The following is a 15,483-nucleotide window of genomic DNA, read 5'->3' as shown; positions in this document are numbered from 1 at the left end:
GGTCGCACAGGCAGATCATCGAGTCAATAAAATTGTATAATCTGCGTACACAATAGATGTTGTAAGAATATACAATCCTGTTTTTGCTGCCAATTACGTGGTGCGGGGGCGACGCCGAGCCCTGTCAGGATCGTCAGGCCTCCAGCGGTCGATATGTCGCGGCGAGGCTTTTCACGAAAAATCGCCACTCGGATGTCAGAGGGAATTGATCCGGCGCCTCGGATTTCACCGACGGAGGCGTGTGGATGGCGAGCGGTGGTGCGGGCTTGCCATTTGGCAATAGCGCGGCGGGGCCTCGTCGCTAATTCGCCGCGCTCAAGGCAGGTCAGTCAAAGCTGAGCGGATTTTATGGAAATCCTTTAGGTGACATGGGGCGTCACGGCATCGGATGCCGATTTAATGGATATCAGTGGCTCAATGCGTGCGCTGTGAACTGGAGATAGGCCGCAAGGCTGACGGCGGAAAGCGCCACAATGGCAATGGGTTGGGAGAGGTTCTTGCTGATGGCCGCGAGCAGCAGACCGAGTAGGACGATGGCGCCTCCCAGCAACGGCCCCTTATCGGCAAAGGACAATGCAAGGGCGGTCAGGCTGACGGCCGCCGCGACCATCGTAACCGGCATCTGGTTTTGAAGACTGTCACCGCGGCTTGCGAAGGTGAGCAGAAACCTATTCCAGCTCAAACCGAGGGAAATGCTCAAAAGTAGCGGCAGGAGAATGGACAGCATAAATATCGTCTCTTCCGATGGATCGATCGTAAAGACGCAATTCATGTGCCAGTAAGTGCAGGTGTTGATCCGGCCGGGTATATCGCAGCGCAGGCATGAACCGCTGCCCGTTTGGGCGGCGATCTGCCACTCTATTTGGCATCCCATCGGAAGCGGCAGATTCAAAGCCCGGCAGGAAAAAGGGCATTGAGCTCATCGATAGCGCGGCCCTGCTTGCGTGACGATCACGTCCATCGGAATGTCATGAGCGAGCGGGCGGATGGTATCGATCCTCTGCGTTTCGAAGCCGACACCGATGACCAAGGGCTTGCGCTTCAGGGCCGCAAGGGTTCTGTCGAAAAATCCGCCTCCATAACCAAGACGGTAATGACGTGAATCGAAGCCGACCAGGGGCGCGATGACGATATCCGGAACCGCTTGCCTGCCCTCTGCCGGCACGGGAATGTTCCATACCCCGTGTTCGAGCGGCTCCCCCGTTTTCCATGATCGGAATATCAGGGGGGTTGCCTTGGCCACGACGACCGGCAACAGGCAGTTCGCGCCGCGGGCCGTCAAGGCCGCCATCCATCCTCTCAGGTCCGGCTCTCCCGAGAAGGGCCAGAACAGGCTGATGTGTCTGCCGTCGATATCGGTGACAACCTGATCGAGATAGGCAGCAATTGCGCCTGCATATTCTTCACGCTTTGCAATTGGCAGCGCCTTTCGCTCGCCGATCAGCCTTTGCCGCTCAGCCTTTCGCCATTTGAAAATATCAGAGATCTGGTCCTCATCGGGCGAAATGCCGCTATAGGCCGGATCGACCTCGTGCAGCATGCAGGCAGGCGACGCGTATTCGCGGATTGCCTCGTCGGTTTGATGTCGATCTGATTTTGCCATCCGCCGGTCAGAACTCCATCCCCTGGCTCGATGCCGAAACATGCTTGAGCTGCGACAATGATTTTTATATAGGGAATGATAAGACAACTTAATTCCTGAATCGAGATCTTTTCATTGGACCTCTCATCAATCGAGATCTTCCTTGCCGTGGCCAGTGACCGCAGCGTGACCAAGGCTGCGAAGGCCGTGGGACGTGTGCCGTCGAATGTGACGACGCGTATCCAGCAGTTGGAAGACTATCTGGGCGTCCTGCTCTTCAGCCGCGACGGCAAGAAGATGACGCTGACGAAAGAAGGCGAGACATTTCACCTCTATGCCAATCGGCTCGCCGCGCTTGCGCTCGAGGCGCGTCAGGCGGTCAGGCCCCAGCGCCCAACGGGCACATTGCGTCTGGGAACGATGGAAAGCACGGCGGCAAGCCGGTTGCCTGCGGCGCTCAGCCGGTTCAACCACATGTGGCCGGATGTATCGCTCCAGCTGACGCTTGGCGCTTCCCGCGATCTTGCTCAAGATGTTCTGCGCGATGTTCTGGACTGCGCGCTGATCGCCCGGCCGCCAAAAGCGATGCTGGATGAAGATCCAAGTTTTGCGGCTGAGCTCAAACAACTCGAGGCCGAACCGGTATTTGTCGAGGATCTGCTGCTCCTGCTGCCATCCGGGCATCCGTCGATCCGATCGGCTGCCGATTTGCGTGTAGGATCGATTGCTGCCCTTGAGCCCGGATGCACTTATCGCAGGATTGCAGAAGGCTGGGCACGCAAGTCGAGCTCTCTGCCGACCACCGAACTTGGCTCCTATCATGCCATTCTGGCCAGTGTTGCGACCGGCAACGCAGCCGGTGTCATGCCAAAGTCGGTTCTCGATCTCATGCACTGGCCGTCGACATCGGCGACACATCAGCTCGCTGCCGTCGACACGATCCTTATCTCCCGCAAGAATAATCGCCCGAGTTCGTTCGATGCGTTTCATGAAGTTCTCGGTGCCACCAAGGGCAAGAGCCTGCCGCTAGCGCCGAACTAGCCAGCCTCCTGCCGTTCATCCAAGGAATACCCTTCTCTAAAACTGGTTTCATCATGCAGCATCCAGAGTCCCACCAGGCGGGAGCCAGCCGGTTTCGCCTGTTTTCCCCGATCCTCGCCGGAGCGACCCTGCGCGAGCGGCTGATCGCGTGTCTTGGCGCCTTGATCGGCATCGGCCTTACCGGGATCATCAGCGGCTATCTCTTCGGGCAGGGACCGCATCTTCCACTCATCGTCGCGCCGATGGGAGCGTCCGCGGTGCTGCTTTTCGCCGTTCCGGCAAGCCCGCTTGCCCAGCCTTGGTCGATTATCGGCGGTAATACCATTTCGGCCATGATGGGTATCATCGCCGCCTATCTCATCCACGATCCGATCATCGCAATCGGGGTCGGAGTCTCGCTTGCGATAGGAGCGATGTCATTTACGCGATGCCTGCATCCGCCGGGGGGTGCTGCAGCCTTGACCGCCGTTCTTGGCGGCCCAGTCGTTGCGGGCTGGGGCTTCCTGTTTCCGTTCGTGCCGGTTGCCTTGAACTCCTGCATACTCGTCGGTCTCGGACTTGTGTTTCACAAGCTCTCCAGGCGCAATTATCCGCATGTCCTTGCAAAGCCTGCCGAGAATACCCATCAGACACGTGATCTGCCGCCGCCCTTGCGGGTGGGCTTTCGAGAAGAAGACGTCGATGCTGCCCTGGATGTACTCGACGAGACCTTCGATATCGATCGCGCAGACCTTAGCCGCCTCTTGCGGCAGGTCGAATTGCAGGCAGCGGTGCGATCGCATGGAGACATAAGCTGTGCTGACATCATGTCGCGTGATGTCATCGCCATTGGCGAGGATGCCGAGCCGGATCACGCGCGACATCTTCTGCTGAAGCACAATATTCGCACGTTGCCGGTCAAGGATCGGGAGGGCCGCCTGATCGGCACGGTCGGCTTGCGCGAACTCTCGGGCGGCCTCGACACCATCGCGCATGCCATATCGAAACCGGCTGTCGCCGATGCGGCCGATCCTGCTCTTTCGCTCCTGCCTGTTCTGACGGACGGACGCACACATGCGGTCATCGTCGTTGATGCCGATTGGCGTGTCCTTGGTCTGATATCGCAGACGGATCTGTTGAGCGCGATGGCACGGCTTCTGCCGACCGGGGATGTCTCAGCGCTGGCGGTCGCCCGAGGTAGATAAGGAGGTTCCGAAGCGTTTTCGCCTTCGGACGAGGGCGGCGGTCAATTCGATCTACCCGAGGCTTGCGGCGAAATCCGACAGCAGATCCTCTTCAGCTTCCAGGCCGACGGAGACCCTGAGCAACCCATCACCGATGCCAACGGCGCGGCGGGTGATGGCACTATAGGCCTTATCGTCCGCGATCCCATTTGCGGCCGCCATCGTCCTGAAATCCTTGTTGATCGACATGTGGAAATTGTCTTTGACGAATTGGTGCGCAAATTGGAAGTTTATAGGATTGGTTCCGGTACGGGTCGATATTGTTTCCTGTTCTCGAAGCGCATTGATTTACATGAGCCAATCGATGCCCGAGACGGATCAATTTTAACAGGGACGGTAGCGGATCACTTTGGAATAATTTTACCCTTAGCCAAGAAACGAGGCCTGCACTCGATGCCTAAAGCCAAGAAGAAGATGCTGCCGAAGAATTTCGAGGAATTGCTGAAGGTGGGTAATTCCGATGTGATCAAGGCTGTATTCGATATATGCGATGTGAATGCACGTGGTGGTTCCTTCAAGAGAACTGCTCTGGCCTTCAACGAGCTTCCGGACCACGTTGCACGATGGCTGGTCGATCGGGGCGCGGACATTTCTGCACCCAACAGCTATGGCGAGACCCCTCTGCATGATCGTGCCGGTCACTGGCAGGGAAAGATCAATGTCTTGCTGGAACTGGGCGCGGATGTGAATAGCAGCGATGGCAGGGGCGATACCCCGCTTCACAAGGCTGCTTCAGTCGGCAACATCCAAACTGCTCGGATTCTGCTTGAACGCGGCGCACGTGTTGATGCTTCCAACAACAGCGGTCTGACCCCATTGGCGCTTGCCCTCCAGCAATGCAGTAACGCGAAAATCCGGCAGATTGCCGAAATGGCTGAACTGTTGCTGGCCATGCAGCCGCGCCAGCAGAGCGGTATCCGCTCGTTCGCCTCGCGTTTGCTTGGACGGGGGCAAAAGGATGATGATCGAATTTCTCCGGAAATACAGGGCTTTGTGCGGCGTATTGGAACGGATTTCGAATTCCATCGTAGCAACTTCAATCCGGAAAGCAGAGAGGCGACCAGTGCTGCGCTCGATAAGCTCTATGTCTTGTTCGGCGTCGTTCCTGTACCACGCCGAAGTATGCACGATGGCAAGTCGCCTATTGTGGCGAAGGCAGCCAAGTGGGAGGATCGCCATCAGGAATTGTGGGGGCTATTGGTGCCATCAAGCGGGGCAGCCAATACAGTACAAGGTGAAGTCGTTCGTATTTCAGGGCGCATTGCCAGAGAGCTTGACGGTAATGGTGGCATAAATTGGGACAAAGAGTTCGAACAGATGGCTGACGCGCTGCTGATGCATCTCAGTTCTGGTAAGCCATTGCCACCGGCCGAATTGAAAGAGGCGGCAACGATCATCGGTGAAGTGAAGCGAAAATATGGCGATACGCGGCGTCTAAGTGAGTTGGCAGTCGAGTGGGTGGCGCTGAACCCAAATCCAACTGCGCTCGCAACGCCCTCATACAGGCGTTAGTGGACGCGCTGAGAGCTTCACCGCCATAAACTGCGGCTCAACGATCTACTGCCCGGTGATGAAGTTCATGAGCACGATAGCATTGTTGTGTTCGGTGTCTCTCGCACCATAAAGAAGCGTGGCAGTCGATGGCCCGATCTGCTCTCTAAGCTCTTCCACCGCCTTCGAGTTCTTCTTGAGTTCATCCTGGTAACGCCGGCGAAATTCATCCCATTTTTTTGGATCATGATCGAACCAGCGTCGCAGCTCGGCGCTCGGGGCGATGTCCTTCAGCCAGGCGTCAATATGAGCGTCGTTCTTGCTGATGCCGCGAGGCCATAGACGGTCGACGAGGATACGCTTGCCGTCGCCGTCATCAGCGGGTTCATAAATTCGTTTGATGCGCAGAGGCATGTCCATCGCCTTTCCGGGGCAGTTGCCCCTTGCCGATGATAACATCCGTCTGCGGAGCTTGCTCAATAATCGGAAGACCAGTGTTTTTTGTGCCTCAGAAATCGGCGACCTTACCCCAAACGGATGAGGCAAAGCGGCTTGGATGATAGGGCAGTGGATCGACGATAGGCGCAGCACCGGTCACGATGTCGGCAATCAAATGGCCGGCGCCGGGTCCGATCCCGAAGCCATGGCCGGAAAATCCGGCGGCGAGGATGAAGCCGGGGAGGCTCTGTATTTCCCCAATGCCGGGAACACCGTCCGGCGTGCTGTCGATATAGCCGGCCCAGGCGGCCGTGATCTTGGTCTTGTGAAGCTCTGGCAGGAGTTCCAGTGCCCTCGCATGCGTCAGTTCGATCGTAGAATGGTCCGGCCTTGGATCGAGAACGCGCCTATGCTCCATCGGCGTCGTTCGGTCGAGCCGCCAGCGTTTCAGTGATTCATGACCGGAGCGAAAACCTTCGAGACCGCCGGGTGACAGGCTTTTTCGCCGCTTAAGGAACATGGGAACGAATTGCGACGAGAACCGCAATTGTTGAGGCGTCACGTCGACCCGGCCGCGACCGCTGATGGCCAGCGTATAGCCGCCGTCGCCACGCCGCGTGACCGAGACGCCGCTGGTGTGCAAGGCATCCGGCAAGCCTTCGGCACCGGCCGAAACGGCTAGAATGGACGAACGAACGGAGGCTTGAGGAAAGCGGATGCCCAGCTGTCGACAAAAGGATGACGCCCAGGCGCCACCGGCAAGGATTGCGGTCCTGGTGCGGATCACGCCGCTTTCGGTGATCACGCCGCTGACGCGCCCCGCTTCCGTTTCCAGGCCGCGGGCAGCGCAACTCTGATGGACCGTGCTGCCGAGCTTCATGATCGCGCGTGCAACCGCCGGCGCCGCATTGGCTGGGTCGGCAATACCGTCGGTCGGCGAGAAGACCCCGCCTTTCCAGATGCGCCCCGTGGCACGCCCACGCTCGCTCGCCGCAGCGCTGTCGAGCATATGCGTCGTGACACCGACCGTTCTGGCAAAGTCGTGCCAGCGCGCCCAACCGGCGATCTCCTGTTCGTCATTGCTGAGATAGAACAGGCCGCAGCGGCGGAAGCCTGTGTCCTCGCCGCTATCAGCGGCAAATCGTTCCCAGAGATCGAGGCTTTTCGTCGCGATCGGCAGTTCTCGGCCGTCGCGGTTCTGCTGCCGGCACCATCCCCAATTGCGGCTGGATTGCTCCGCGCCGATCCTGCCTTTTTCGACAAGGGCGACGCGCAGGCCCGACCGTGCGAGATAGTATGCGGCGAAAACACCGACAATCCCCCCGCCGATCACGACGACATCGGCGGACTTCGGCAATATCGGCGAGCTTTCGACAAGGCAAAGCGGTGCAGGCATGCGCGATCTCCAGGTTCGAACCAAATCTACCTCATTGCTTCGCCAGACGTTGCCGGAGATCGCCGGCTTGCCAAATTTTATGCCGTGATTGATGCACTCTATAAACTATTGTGCTTCAAAGGAGATTTGTCTTCCGGATAGACATAACCGGGCAATATGCTACGCTCTGCTTTGCGTGATAACAGCATTTTGTGCCGTCTTTCCCCGGCACTCTTTCAATGGTGGGCCTCTCATGAAACTGGATCGGATCGATATCAAAATCCTCTACGAGCTTCAGAGAAACGGCCGCATCACCAATGTCGAGCTGGCAGAACTGGTGGCTCTTTCCCCCAGCCCATGCCTGATGCGCGTCAAGCGGCTGCAGGCGGAGGGATATATCGAAGGCTATTCAGCGCAGATCAACCTCGCCAAGCTCGGCCAGACGCTGACCGTCTTTACCGAAATCACCCTGAAGAATCACAGGCAGATCGATTTTGCCCGCTTCCTCAACGTGGTCGAGAAAATCGACCAGGTGATCGAGTGCCATCTCGTATCGGGCGGCTACGATTATCTCATCAAGTTCGTCACCGCCGGGATCGGCGAATACCAGACCATCATGGAACGGCTGACCGACATGGATATCGGCATCGACAAGTATTTCAGCTTCGTCGTGCTCAAATCACCGATCGTCAAGTCGCACATGCCGCTGACCAGCCTGTTTCCCATGTGACAAGCCCTCTGAGGCTAGGTCGGCGGCTAGCCATGGCCATATTCGCGCTTGAGCTCCGGATCCTGAACGAGATTGTCGAGCCAGGTCGGATCGAGCTTCGGAACGGACCCGAACAGCAGCTGCGAATAGGGGTGACGGGGCGCATTCGTGGTCTCGCGCGTGATTTGCTCCACCTTCTTGCCGCCATACATCACGACGATCTCGTCGCAGATTGCCTCGACGACCGAGAGATCATGACTGATGAAGATGTAGGACAGATGCAGCTCACGCTGCAGTTCCTTGAGAAGATCGATGATCGCGGCGGCAACGACGGTGTCGAGGGCGGAGGTGATCTCATCGCAGATGATCAGGCGCGGGTCTGCCGCGAGCGCGCGGGCGAAATTCACGCGCTGCTTCTGTCCGCCTGACAATTCCGAGGGATAGCGATAGCGAAGCGCGCGCGGCAATCGCACCATGTCAAGCAGTTGATCGACTCTCGCCTCCCGAGCCTTGCGATCCATCCCGTGATAAAATGCCAGGGGTCGCTCGAGGATGTCGGCGATCGACTTTGCCGGATTGAGTGCGGTGTCGGCATATTGAAAGACGATCTGCATTTCCCGCAATTGATCGCGCGTGCGCGATTTGGCGGCGCGATGGATATCGCTGCCATTGAAGCCGATGGTGCCTGACACGGCCGGCAGTATTCCGGCGATTGCACGCGCCAGCGTGGACTTTCCACATCCGGATTCGCCGATGATGCCGAGATTCTTGCCTTTCTCCACCGCAAGGCTCACGGATTGAACCGCGCAGACCGCTGGCAGACCGTTGGCCTGGATATCGCCATAGCCTGCAATCAGACTGTCGATCCTCAGCACGGGCGCAGTCGATCCATTTATGTGACTGTCGCGGACGGCCTGCTTCGGCTCGAAGGCTGCCAGCAGCTCGCGCGTATAGGGATGGCTCGGCCGCGTCAGGATCGCCTCGGTCCTCGCCAATTCCTGGATTTCGCCGCCCTTGAGCACGGCAATGCGATCGGCGATCTGGGCGACGACCGCCAGATCATGCGACACATAGACGCCGGCAATATCACCGGCCCGGATGACGGATTTGAACGCCTTCAGCACGTCGATCTGCGTCGTCACGTCGAGTGCGGTGGTCGGCTCGTCAAAGATAACGAGCTTGGGTTCGCCGATCAGGGCCATGGCGGCGGCCAGCCGCTGCAGCTGGCCGCCAGAGACCTGATGTGGATATCGTTCGCCGATCGTTTCGGGGTTCGGCAGTGAGAGTGCTCGGAAGAGCTCGACCGCGCGCCGGCGTGCTTGTTCAGGAGGCATCAGCCGGTGAATGCGGGTGACCTCGATCACCTGCTCCATGATTTTCGTGGCCGGGTTGAAGGCGGCTGCCGCGCTTTGCGGGATATAGGCAACCGTCGTGCCGCGGACCTTTGCACGCTCGCTTTCGGAGCGCGCGGCCATGTCCTGACCGTCGACGTAAATCTTGCCGCCCGAGATGCGGCAGCCCTCCCGCGCATGTCCCATGAGCGTCAGCGCGATCGTCGTTTTGCCAGAGCCGCTTTCGCCGATGAGCGCGATAATTTCGCCCTTTGCGATGTCGAAGCTGACGTCCTTGATAATCTCGATGACGCGGCCGGAGTCTGTCCTGGCCTCGACCTTCAAGTTCTTGATTTCTACGAGGTTGGTCATCGTCATGCGCTCCTGTCCCTGATCCTGCGTGGCAGGTTGTCGATCAGCAGGTTGACGCTGATGGTGAGGCTGGCAATGGCGAAGGAAGGCACGATCACGGCAGGGGCGGCGAAGGGCAGGCCGCCGATATTCTCGCGGACCAGGGCTCCCCAATCGGCATAGGGCGGCTGCAGGCCGAGGCCGAGAAAGGAAAGACCCGAGAGCAGGAGTACGACAAAGACGAAGCGCAGGCCGAAGTCCGCCAGAACCGGCCGAATAATGTTCGGTAGAATTTCGGAGGCGATGATGTAGCCGACCTTCTCGCCGCGGGTACGCGCAACCGTGATGAAATCCATCGTGTTGATATTGACGGCGAGCGCGCGAGCAAAGCGATAGGCGCCGGGCGTGTAGATGACGGCGAGCGTGATGATCAGCACCGGAACGGACGAGCCGACGGCGGCAACGACGACCAGGCCGAAAAGCTTGCTCGGGATCGAGTTCAGGGCGTCGAGAAACCGGCTCAGAATCGTGTCGAACCAACCGCCAATGACCGCCGCTGTCATGCCGAGCGCCACGCCGCAAAAGCAGCAGAGCGCCACGGCAGCCAAGGAAATGCCGACCGTGTAGCGCGCGCCCATCAGGACGCGCGAAAGCATGTCACGGCCAAGATAGTCGGAGCCAAGCCACAATTGCGGGCTCATCGGCCCGAAGTAGTCCGTGTCGACGATGTCACCGACGGAATAGGGGATGATATAGGGCGCGAAGAGGGCGATGATCGTCCAGCCGAGGATGATGGTAAATGTCAGGACGCCAACTGGACTAACCTTGTAGCCAAGGATGGATGGGGTGCGGGGAGCCAGGCTTTTCGTGGTCATCGCAACCTCGGATTCGACAGGATCGCAATGATATCGGCGGCGGTGATCAACAGGAGATAACCAAGGCAGAAGATCATCGCGCAGCTCTGGATGAGCGGCAGATCGCGGGTCGCGACTGCGTCCACCATCAGCTTGGCGATGCCCGGATAGTTAAAGATGGTTTCAACGATGATTACACCGCCGACGAGGTAGGAGAGCGAAAGCGCGATGGCATTGACGATCGGCCCGAGAGCATTGGGCAAGGCATGCCTGAACACCATGCGGCTGCGCGAGGCGCCCTTGAGCAGGGCCATTTCGACATAGGGGGTCTTCAGCGTTTCGATGAGCGCTGCCCGGGTCATGCGGATCATTTGCGCGGAGATGACGAAGGTGAGCGTGATGACTGGCATGGCGTAGATTTTCATGAGGTCGAAGAGCGTATGGGCCTCGCTCGTCGACGATAGTGCCGGCAGCCAGCGCAGATAGACGGCAAACAGCAAAACAGCGAGCGTCGCGACCATGAATTCGGGCACCGATATCACGCCGATCGAGATGACGGTTACGAGCCGGTCATAATAGGAGCCGCGAAGCATGGCGGAGGTGATGCCGAGCAGCAGTGCCAGCGGCACCGAGACGAGCGTCGTTATGGCAGCGAGCTCCAACGTCGCCACCAGGCGACCGCCGATCAGCTGCGCGACAGGCATGTTATTCGCATAGGAGATGCCGAGGTCGCCCCTCATCAGACCCAAAAGCCATCCCATGAACCGCAGGATTGCCGGCTCGTCGAGATGCATGGCCTTGCGCAAGCCCGCAACCGCCTCGGGCGTCGCCGCCTGGCCGAGCAGGATCGAAGCCGTATCTCCCGGCAGCATGCTGGTTGCGAAAAAGACGGCGAACGACACGATCAGCAAGGAGATGATCGCAATGAAAAGCCGGTTCAGGACAAGAATGGAAACCTCGGATCTCAAACAAATCGCTCCTGCGGCGTTCTACGAAACGAATGGCGTTCGCGGGACGGCTCCCGGTGACGGCTTCAACCGTCCCCGGGAGAGATGTCCAGCAGCGGTCAGGCCTGGAGCCAGAGATATTCCGCCATCGCGTAGCCCATCATGCCACCGAGCGGATTGGCTTCCAATCCGTGTACCTTGCTCGAAATGGCATCCACATTCGAGATATAGGCAGGGATGATGGTGCCCGCCTCGTCGGCGATCATCACCTGCATTTCGTCGTAGATCTGCTTGCGCTTGGTCTGATCGAGCAAGCCGCGGGCTTCGATCAGCATCTTGTCGAATTTCTCCGACTTGTACTGGCTCTCGTTCCATGGCGCGTTGGAGGCATAGAGGAGCGAGAACAGGATGTCGGGCGTCGGGCGCGGATTGATGTTGCCGAAATGGATCGGCGCCTTCAGCCAGTAATTGTCCCAGTAGCCATCGGACGGAACGCGCTGGACATCGAGCTTCATGCCGATGTTCGCGCCGGCCGCCTGAATGATCATTGCCATGTCGATCGACGAACCTGCCGCGTCGGAGGCGATCACCGGAATGGATTGGCCGAGCACACCCGCTTTCTGAAAGTGGAACTTTGCCTTGTCCGGATCGAAGGCCTTCGGCTTCAAATCATTGTTATGGTAGATGTTCGCCGGAGAAACCGGTTGATCGTTGGCCACTTCGCCAAAGCCGCGCAACGCCGATTTGACGATCTGCTCGCGGTTGACCAGGGACTTCATCCCGTCGACGAAGTCCTTCTTGTTCCCCGGCGTCATGTCGAGGCGCATGTTGAGGTTGGTGTAGTTGCCGCTTGTCGTTTTCGACAGGGCAAAGCCGGACTGGCCATCGACCAGCTTCACGGCGCGGGGATTGATGGCGGCAGCAAGATGAATGTCGCCCGAGAGCAGGGCATTCACGCGGGCATTGTCATCGCTGATCGCGAAGAACTCGAAGGAGTCGAGATAGGGTTGGCCTGACTTCCAGTAGTTCTTGTTTTTGACGACGACCGAGCGGTTGCCCGGATCGAAGGTTTCGAGAACGAAGGCGCCGGTACCATTGCCTTTCGAAAAGTCGGTCGTGCCGTTGGCAACGATCATGAAGTGATGCAGCGCCAGAATGGTCGGCAAGTCGGCATTCGGGTCGGCAAGCGTAATTTCGACGGTCGATTTGTCGACCGCCTTGAAGCCGGTCATCTGGGCGGCAATCTTGGCAACCTTGGAGCCGACGCCGGGGTCGAGATGGCGCTTCAGCGAGAAGACGACGTCGTCGGCCGTCAGTTCCTTGCCGTCATGGAAGGTCACGCCCTTGCGCAGCTTGATCGTCCAGGTCTTGGCGTCCTTGCTTTCGATGCTCTCGGCAAGCTCCATTTGCGTCACACCGGCCTTGTCGATGAAGGTCAGGCGATTGTAGAGCGAGCAGCAGCGCACATAGTCCGTCGACAAGGACGCTTTTGCGGGATCCAGCGTGTCGGCGGTCGAGGAAGACCAGCCGGCCCCCTTGAACGCGCCGCCCGAGACCGGCGTGGCTGCGACGGCCTGCGTGGCACGGCCGAGAATGATGCCCGCTGACGATACCGCCACGCCTCCCGCCAGCATCAGTTTCAGAAGATCGCGCCGCGTTGCGCCGCGCCGGATGGCGTTCTCCACCATTGCGTCGTCGGCGGTGGTCCAGTTCGTAATTCCGTCAGTCATCTCATTCCCCTTTTTCTGTTGATTGATGGGATGCCCGTCTTGATCGCAAGCTCTCCCGGGTTGGGTCACTGTCTTTCGGTCAGCCTCTCCTTGACCGCCGAGGCGAAGGCCGCCATCGACGTGAAGTGGTAGTCGGGTTGAGTGAAGCTCTTTGGCTCTATCGTGCCGCCATAGCCGTCCTGCGCATGACGGCGCTCGATCCAGCAATTGGTCAGCCCAAGCTTTCGCGAAATGCCGATGTCGTGGTACTGGCTTTGAGCGACATGCAGGATATCGTTCTTGCTCGCCCCTTTGCCGGCGACGAATTCGAATACCTGTTCGAAGAAGGCGGGATCTGGCTTTTCCGTGCCGGTATCGTCGGCCGTAAAGCTCGCGAAGAACGGCGAACCCAGCTTCTTTTCAAAGTGATCGAGCGCCCAGCGGCGAGCGTTCGTCATCGCGATGAGGCGATGTGTTTTCCCAAGTTCGGCAAGCGCTGCCGTGCTGTCGTCGAACGCGTTCCAGTTGGCGACGGAATCACGCAGCCGCCGCGCATAGCGATCTTCCGCCGGCAGGCCGAGTGCGGGCGAGATAGCCATATAGACGCGGACCAGATCATCCGGAAAGAGATCCGCATCCTCGCTGTAGCGCGCCTGGCGATAGAGCCTCAGCGCTTCTTCGCCGTCGATGAAGGTGCCAGCTTCCGCCGCAATCTCGGCGAGGCAGGCCTTTATGCCGCCTTCGAAGTCGATGAGGGTGCCGACGACATCGAAGGTAAGATATTTGAAGTCCTGAAAGTCTTTGGCCAAGTCATGCTCTCCTTCATGATCTGCTGCGGACAAGCCGCTTGCAGCATAAAATTCTGGCCCAAAGGGCGGAAATCTCCCTGGCAAGGCCTCGGAAAAGCCGGCTTTCAGCCGTTCTAGGAGGCAGTTTGGCAGTTCCTGAACGGCGGAGTCGCCGAATCGATGGCGTGCCGCGGCACAAAATTCCGAATTTCCGGCTCTGTCCGACATTTCACCAATGAAGAACGGCATATGCCGCTTCAACGCATCGCTTCCCGAACGTCCGGATCTTCCAAAGTCTGGTCGAGGGTTTTTTGTGTGCGCTCCAGGATCGCGTCGATATCACCATCCGTGCAGCAAAGCGGCGGAGCGTATCCAAGCACGCCATGGGCGAATGCGCGGATGACGAGGCCATTGTCCCAGGCACGATCGAAAATCCTGCGCGCCGGCGCGGCAGCACTTGGCAATGGCGTCTTCTTGATCTTGTCGACGACCAGCTCGACGGCGGCCAGCATCCCGCGGCCGCGGACGTCGCCGACCAGCGGATGGTCACGCAGGCTTTCCAGCCCCTCCATCAGGCGCGCACCGGCTTTGATGCCGTTTTCGAGAAGGCCACCCTCGTAGAGCTTCAGCACTTCGAGCCCGACAGCGGCGCTGACGGGATGGGCCGAATAGGTGTAGCCATGGCCGACCGCTGCACTGCCCGCAGCATCGGCGATGACATCATAGACACGATCGGACATGAACACCGCGCCCATAGGCACGTAGCCGGAGGTCAGACCCTTGGCCGTCGTCATGAAATCAGGAACGATTTCGTCATACGAGCAGGCAAACAGCGGACCGGTTCTGCCGAAGCCGGTGATGACCTCATCGGCGATGAAGAGAATGTCATATTGGCTGCAGAGATCGCGGATTGCCTTCAGCCAGCCTTTCGGCGGCACGATGACGCCGCCCGATCCCTGGATAGGTTCGGCATAAAATGCCGCCACGCGCTCGGCGCCGATCGCTTCGATCTTTGATTTGAGGTCCGCGATCGAGGCGGCAATGATCGCGTCCGCTTCTTCGCCGACCGGATTGCGGTACGGATAGGGCGAAGGGATCTTGTGCTGCCAATCGAAGGGGACGCCGAAGCCGGCGTGAAATCCCGGCAACGCCGTCAAACCGGCTCCGACGGTCGAGGAGCCGTGGTAGCCCTGCTCGATCGAGATGAATTGATCGCGCTCCGGCTTGCCCTTGGCATGCCAATAGTAGCGGACGAAACGCACCGTGCTGTCGACGGCATCCGATCCGCCGAGCGTGAAGAAGACATGGTTGAGGTCGCCGGGCGCCCGGTCGGCGAGTTCGGCGGCAAGACGAATAGCTGCCTCGCTACCGATATCGAAATAGCCCGTCGCGTAGGGCAGTTCACGCATCTGGCGGGCTGCTGCTTCGACGATGCTCTCATGCCCGTAGCCGGCGTTCACGCACCAGAGTCCGGCAAATCCATCGACAAGCTGATGGCCCGATGCATCGGTGACGGTTGCGCCCTTTGCGGATCGCAACACCCGCACGCCCAGCTTTTCATGGCCGCGATAGGATGAGACCGGATGGATGAGGTGCGCGCGATCGAGTTCGATGAGCGAGTTGGCGAGCATGATGATCTCCAGA

The 15,483-nt window shown here is 59.0% G+C and carries 15 protein-coding genes; 4 read left to right on the top strand and 11 right to left on the bottom strand.

Going from position 1 to position 15,483, the window contains the following annotated elements; genetic code table 11:
- Window positions 1-406: 406 nt before the first annotated feature.
- Entirely contained in the window at window positions 407-727 is a 321-nt protein-coding gene (locus tag GA0061103_RS18645; RefSeq protein WP_141694444.1) for a hypothetical protein, read from the bottom strand.
- 192 nt (window positions 728-919) lie between these two features.
- Entirely contained in the window at window positions 920-1,603 is a 684-nt protein-coding gene (locus tag GA0061103_RS18640) for a 5-formyltetrahydrofolate cyclo-ligase (protein ID WP_092713681.1), read from the bottom strand.
- Window positions 1,604-1,717: 114 nt separating this feature from the next.
- Between GA0061103_RS18640 and GA0061103_RS18635 the strand changes: the two genes are divergently transcribed.
- Complete coding sequence (locus tag GA0061103_RS18635; RefSeq protein ID WP_092713679.1) at window positions 1,718-2,623, top strand: LysR family transcriptional regulator; 906 nt, start codon at window positions 1,718-1,720, stop codon at window positions 2,621-2,623.
- A 53-nt stretch (window positions 2,624-2,676) separates the two neighbouring features.
- Window positions 2,677-3,807, top strand: a complete 1,131-nt coding sequence (locus GA0061103_RS18630) for an HPP family protein (RefSeq protein ID WP_092713677.1) — start codon at window positions 2,677-2,679, stop codon at window positions 3,805-3,807.
- A 51-nt stretch (window positions 3,808-3,858) separates the two neighbouring features.
- On the opposite strand, the gene GA0061103_RS34775 is transcribed toward GA0061103_RS18630, so the two are convergent.
- A complete protein-coding gene (locus GA0061103_RS34775; protein ID WP_141694443.1) occupies window positions 3,859-4,035 on the bottom strand; it encodes a PLP-dependent transferase in 177 nt (58 codons plus the stop codon).
- Here GA0061103_RS34775 and GA0061103_RS18625 point away from each other — a divergent pair, their 5' ends adjacent.
- Complete coding sequence (locus GA0061103_RS18625) at window positions 4,036-5,358, top strand: ankyrin repeat domain-containing protein (protein WP_208603527.1); 1,323 nt, start codon at window positions 4,036-4,038, stop codon at window positions 5,356-5,358.
- Window positions 5,359-5,403: 45 nt separating this feature from the next.
- On the opposite strand, the gene GA0061103_RS18620 is transcribed toward GA0061103_RS18625, so the two are convergent.
- Complete coding sequence (locus GA0061103_RS18620; RefSeq protein WP_092714372.1) at window positions 5,404-5,751, bottom strand: DUF488 domain-containing protein; 348 nt, start codon at window positions 5,749-5,751, stop codon at window positions 5,404-5,406.
- A 94-nt stretch (window positions 5,752-5,845) separates the two neighbouring features.
- Window positions 5,846-7,171, bottom strand: coding sequence for an NAD(P)/FAD-dependent oxidoreductase (locus tag GA0061103_RS18615; protein ID WP_092713674.1), 1,326 nt, complete (start codon window positions 7,169-7,171; stop codon window positions 5,846-5,848).
- Between the two features lie 232 nt (window positions 7,172-7,403).
- Here GA0061103_RS18615 and GA0061103_RS18610 point away from each other — a divergent pair, with 232 nt between their 5' ends.
- Entirely contained in the window at window positions 7,404-7,880 is a 477-nt protein-coding gene (locus GA0061103_RS18610) for an Lrp/AsnC family transcriptional regulator (protein ID WP_092713673.1), read from the top strand.
- Window positions 7,881-7,906: 26 nt separating this feature from the next.
- Here GA0061103_RS18610 and GA0061103_RS18605 read toward each other — a convergent pair whose 3' ends face one another.
- The 6 genes from GA0061103_RS18605 to GA0061103_RS18580 all read right to left on the bottom strand — a co-directional run bounded on the left by GA0061103_RS18605 (window position 7,907) and on the right by GA0061103_RS18580 (window position 15,470).
- The gene (locus GA0061103_RS18605; protein WP_092713672.1) at window positions 7,907-9,562 is read right to left on the bottom strand and encodes an ABC transporter ATP-binding protein; all 1,656 of its coding nucleotides are present in this window, start codon (window positions 9,560-9,562) and stop codon (window positions 7,907-7,909) included.
- Window positions 9,563-9,564: 2 nt separating this feature from the next.
- Complete coding sequence (locus GA0061103_RS18600) at window positions 9,565-10,416, bottom strand: ABC transporter permease (RefSeq protein WP_092713670.1); 852 nt, start codon at window positions 10,414-10,416, stop codon at window positions 9,565-9,567.
- The gene (locus GA0061103_RS18595) at window positions 10,413-11,363 is read right to left on the bottom strand and encodes an ABC transporter permease (protein WP_092713668.1); all 951 of its coding nucleotides are present in this window, start codon (window positions 11,361-11,363) and stop codon (window positions 10,413-10,415) included. The genes GA0061103_RS18600 and GA0061103_RS18595 overlap by 4 nt, the downstream gene beginning before the upstream one ends.
- Before the next feature lie 98 nt (window positions 11,364-11,461).
- Window positions 11,462-13,072 (bottom strand): ABC transporter substrate-binding protein, encoded by a 1,611-nt coding sequence (locus GA0061103_RS18590; protein ID WP_092713666.1) that lies wholly within the window; start codon window positions 13,070-13,072, stop codon window positions 11,462-11,464.
- A 65-nt stretch (window positions 13,073-13,137) separates the two neighbouring features.
- On the bottom strand, window positions 13,138-13,860 hold the full coding sequence (locus GA0061103_RS18585; RefSeq protein ID WP_167376610.1) for an HAD-IA family hydrolase: 723 nt from the start codon (window positions 13,858-13,860) through the stop codon (window positions 13,138-13,140).
- Window positions 13,861-14,096: 236 nt separating this feature from the next.
- The gene (locus tag GA0061103_RS18580; RefSeq protein ID WP_092713664.1) at window positions 14,097-15,470 is read right to left on the bottom strand and encodes an aspartate aminotransferase family protein; all 1,374 of its coding nucleotides are present in this window, start codon (window positions 15,468-15,470) and stop codon (window positions 14,097-14,099) included.
- Window positions 15,471-15,483: the final 13 nt, after the last annotated feature.

Origin of the sequence: Martinezella multihospitum, assembly GCF_900094585.1 — a bacterium.
GTDB classification, from domain to species: Bacteria; Pseudomonadota; Alphaproteobacteria; order Rhizobiales; family Rhizobiaceae; genus Rhizobium; species Rhizobium multihospitium.
The sequence above is the reverse complement of the archived record's forward strand: the minus strand, read 5'-3'. Positions and strand labels throughout refer to the sequence as shown.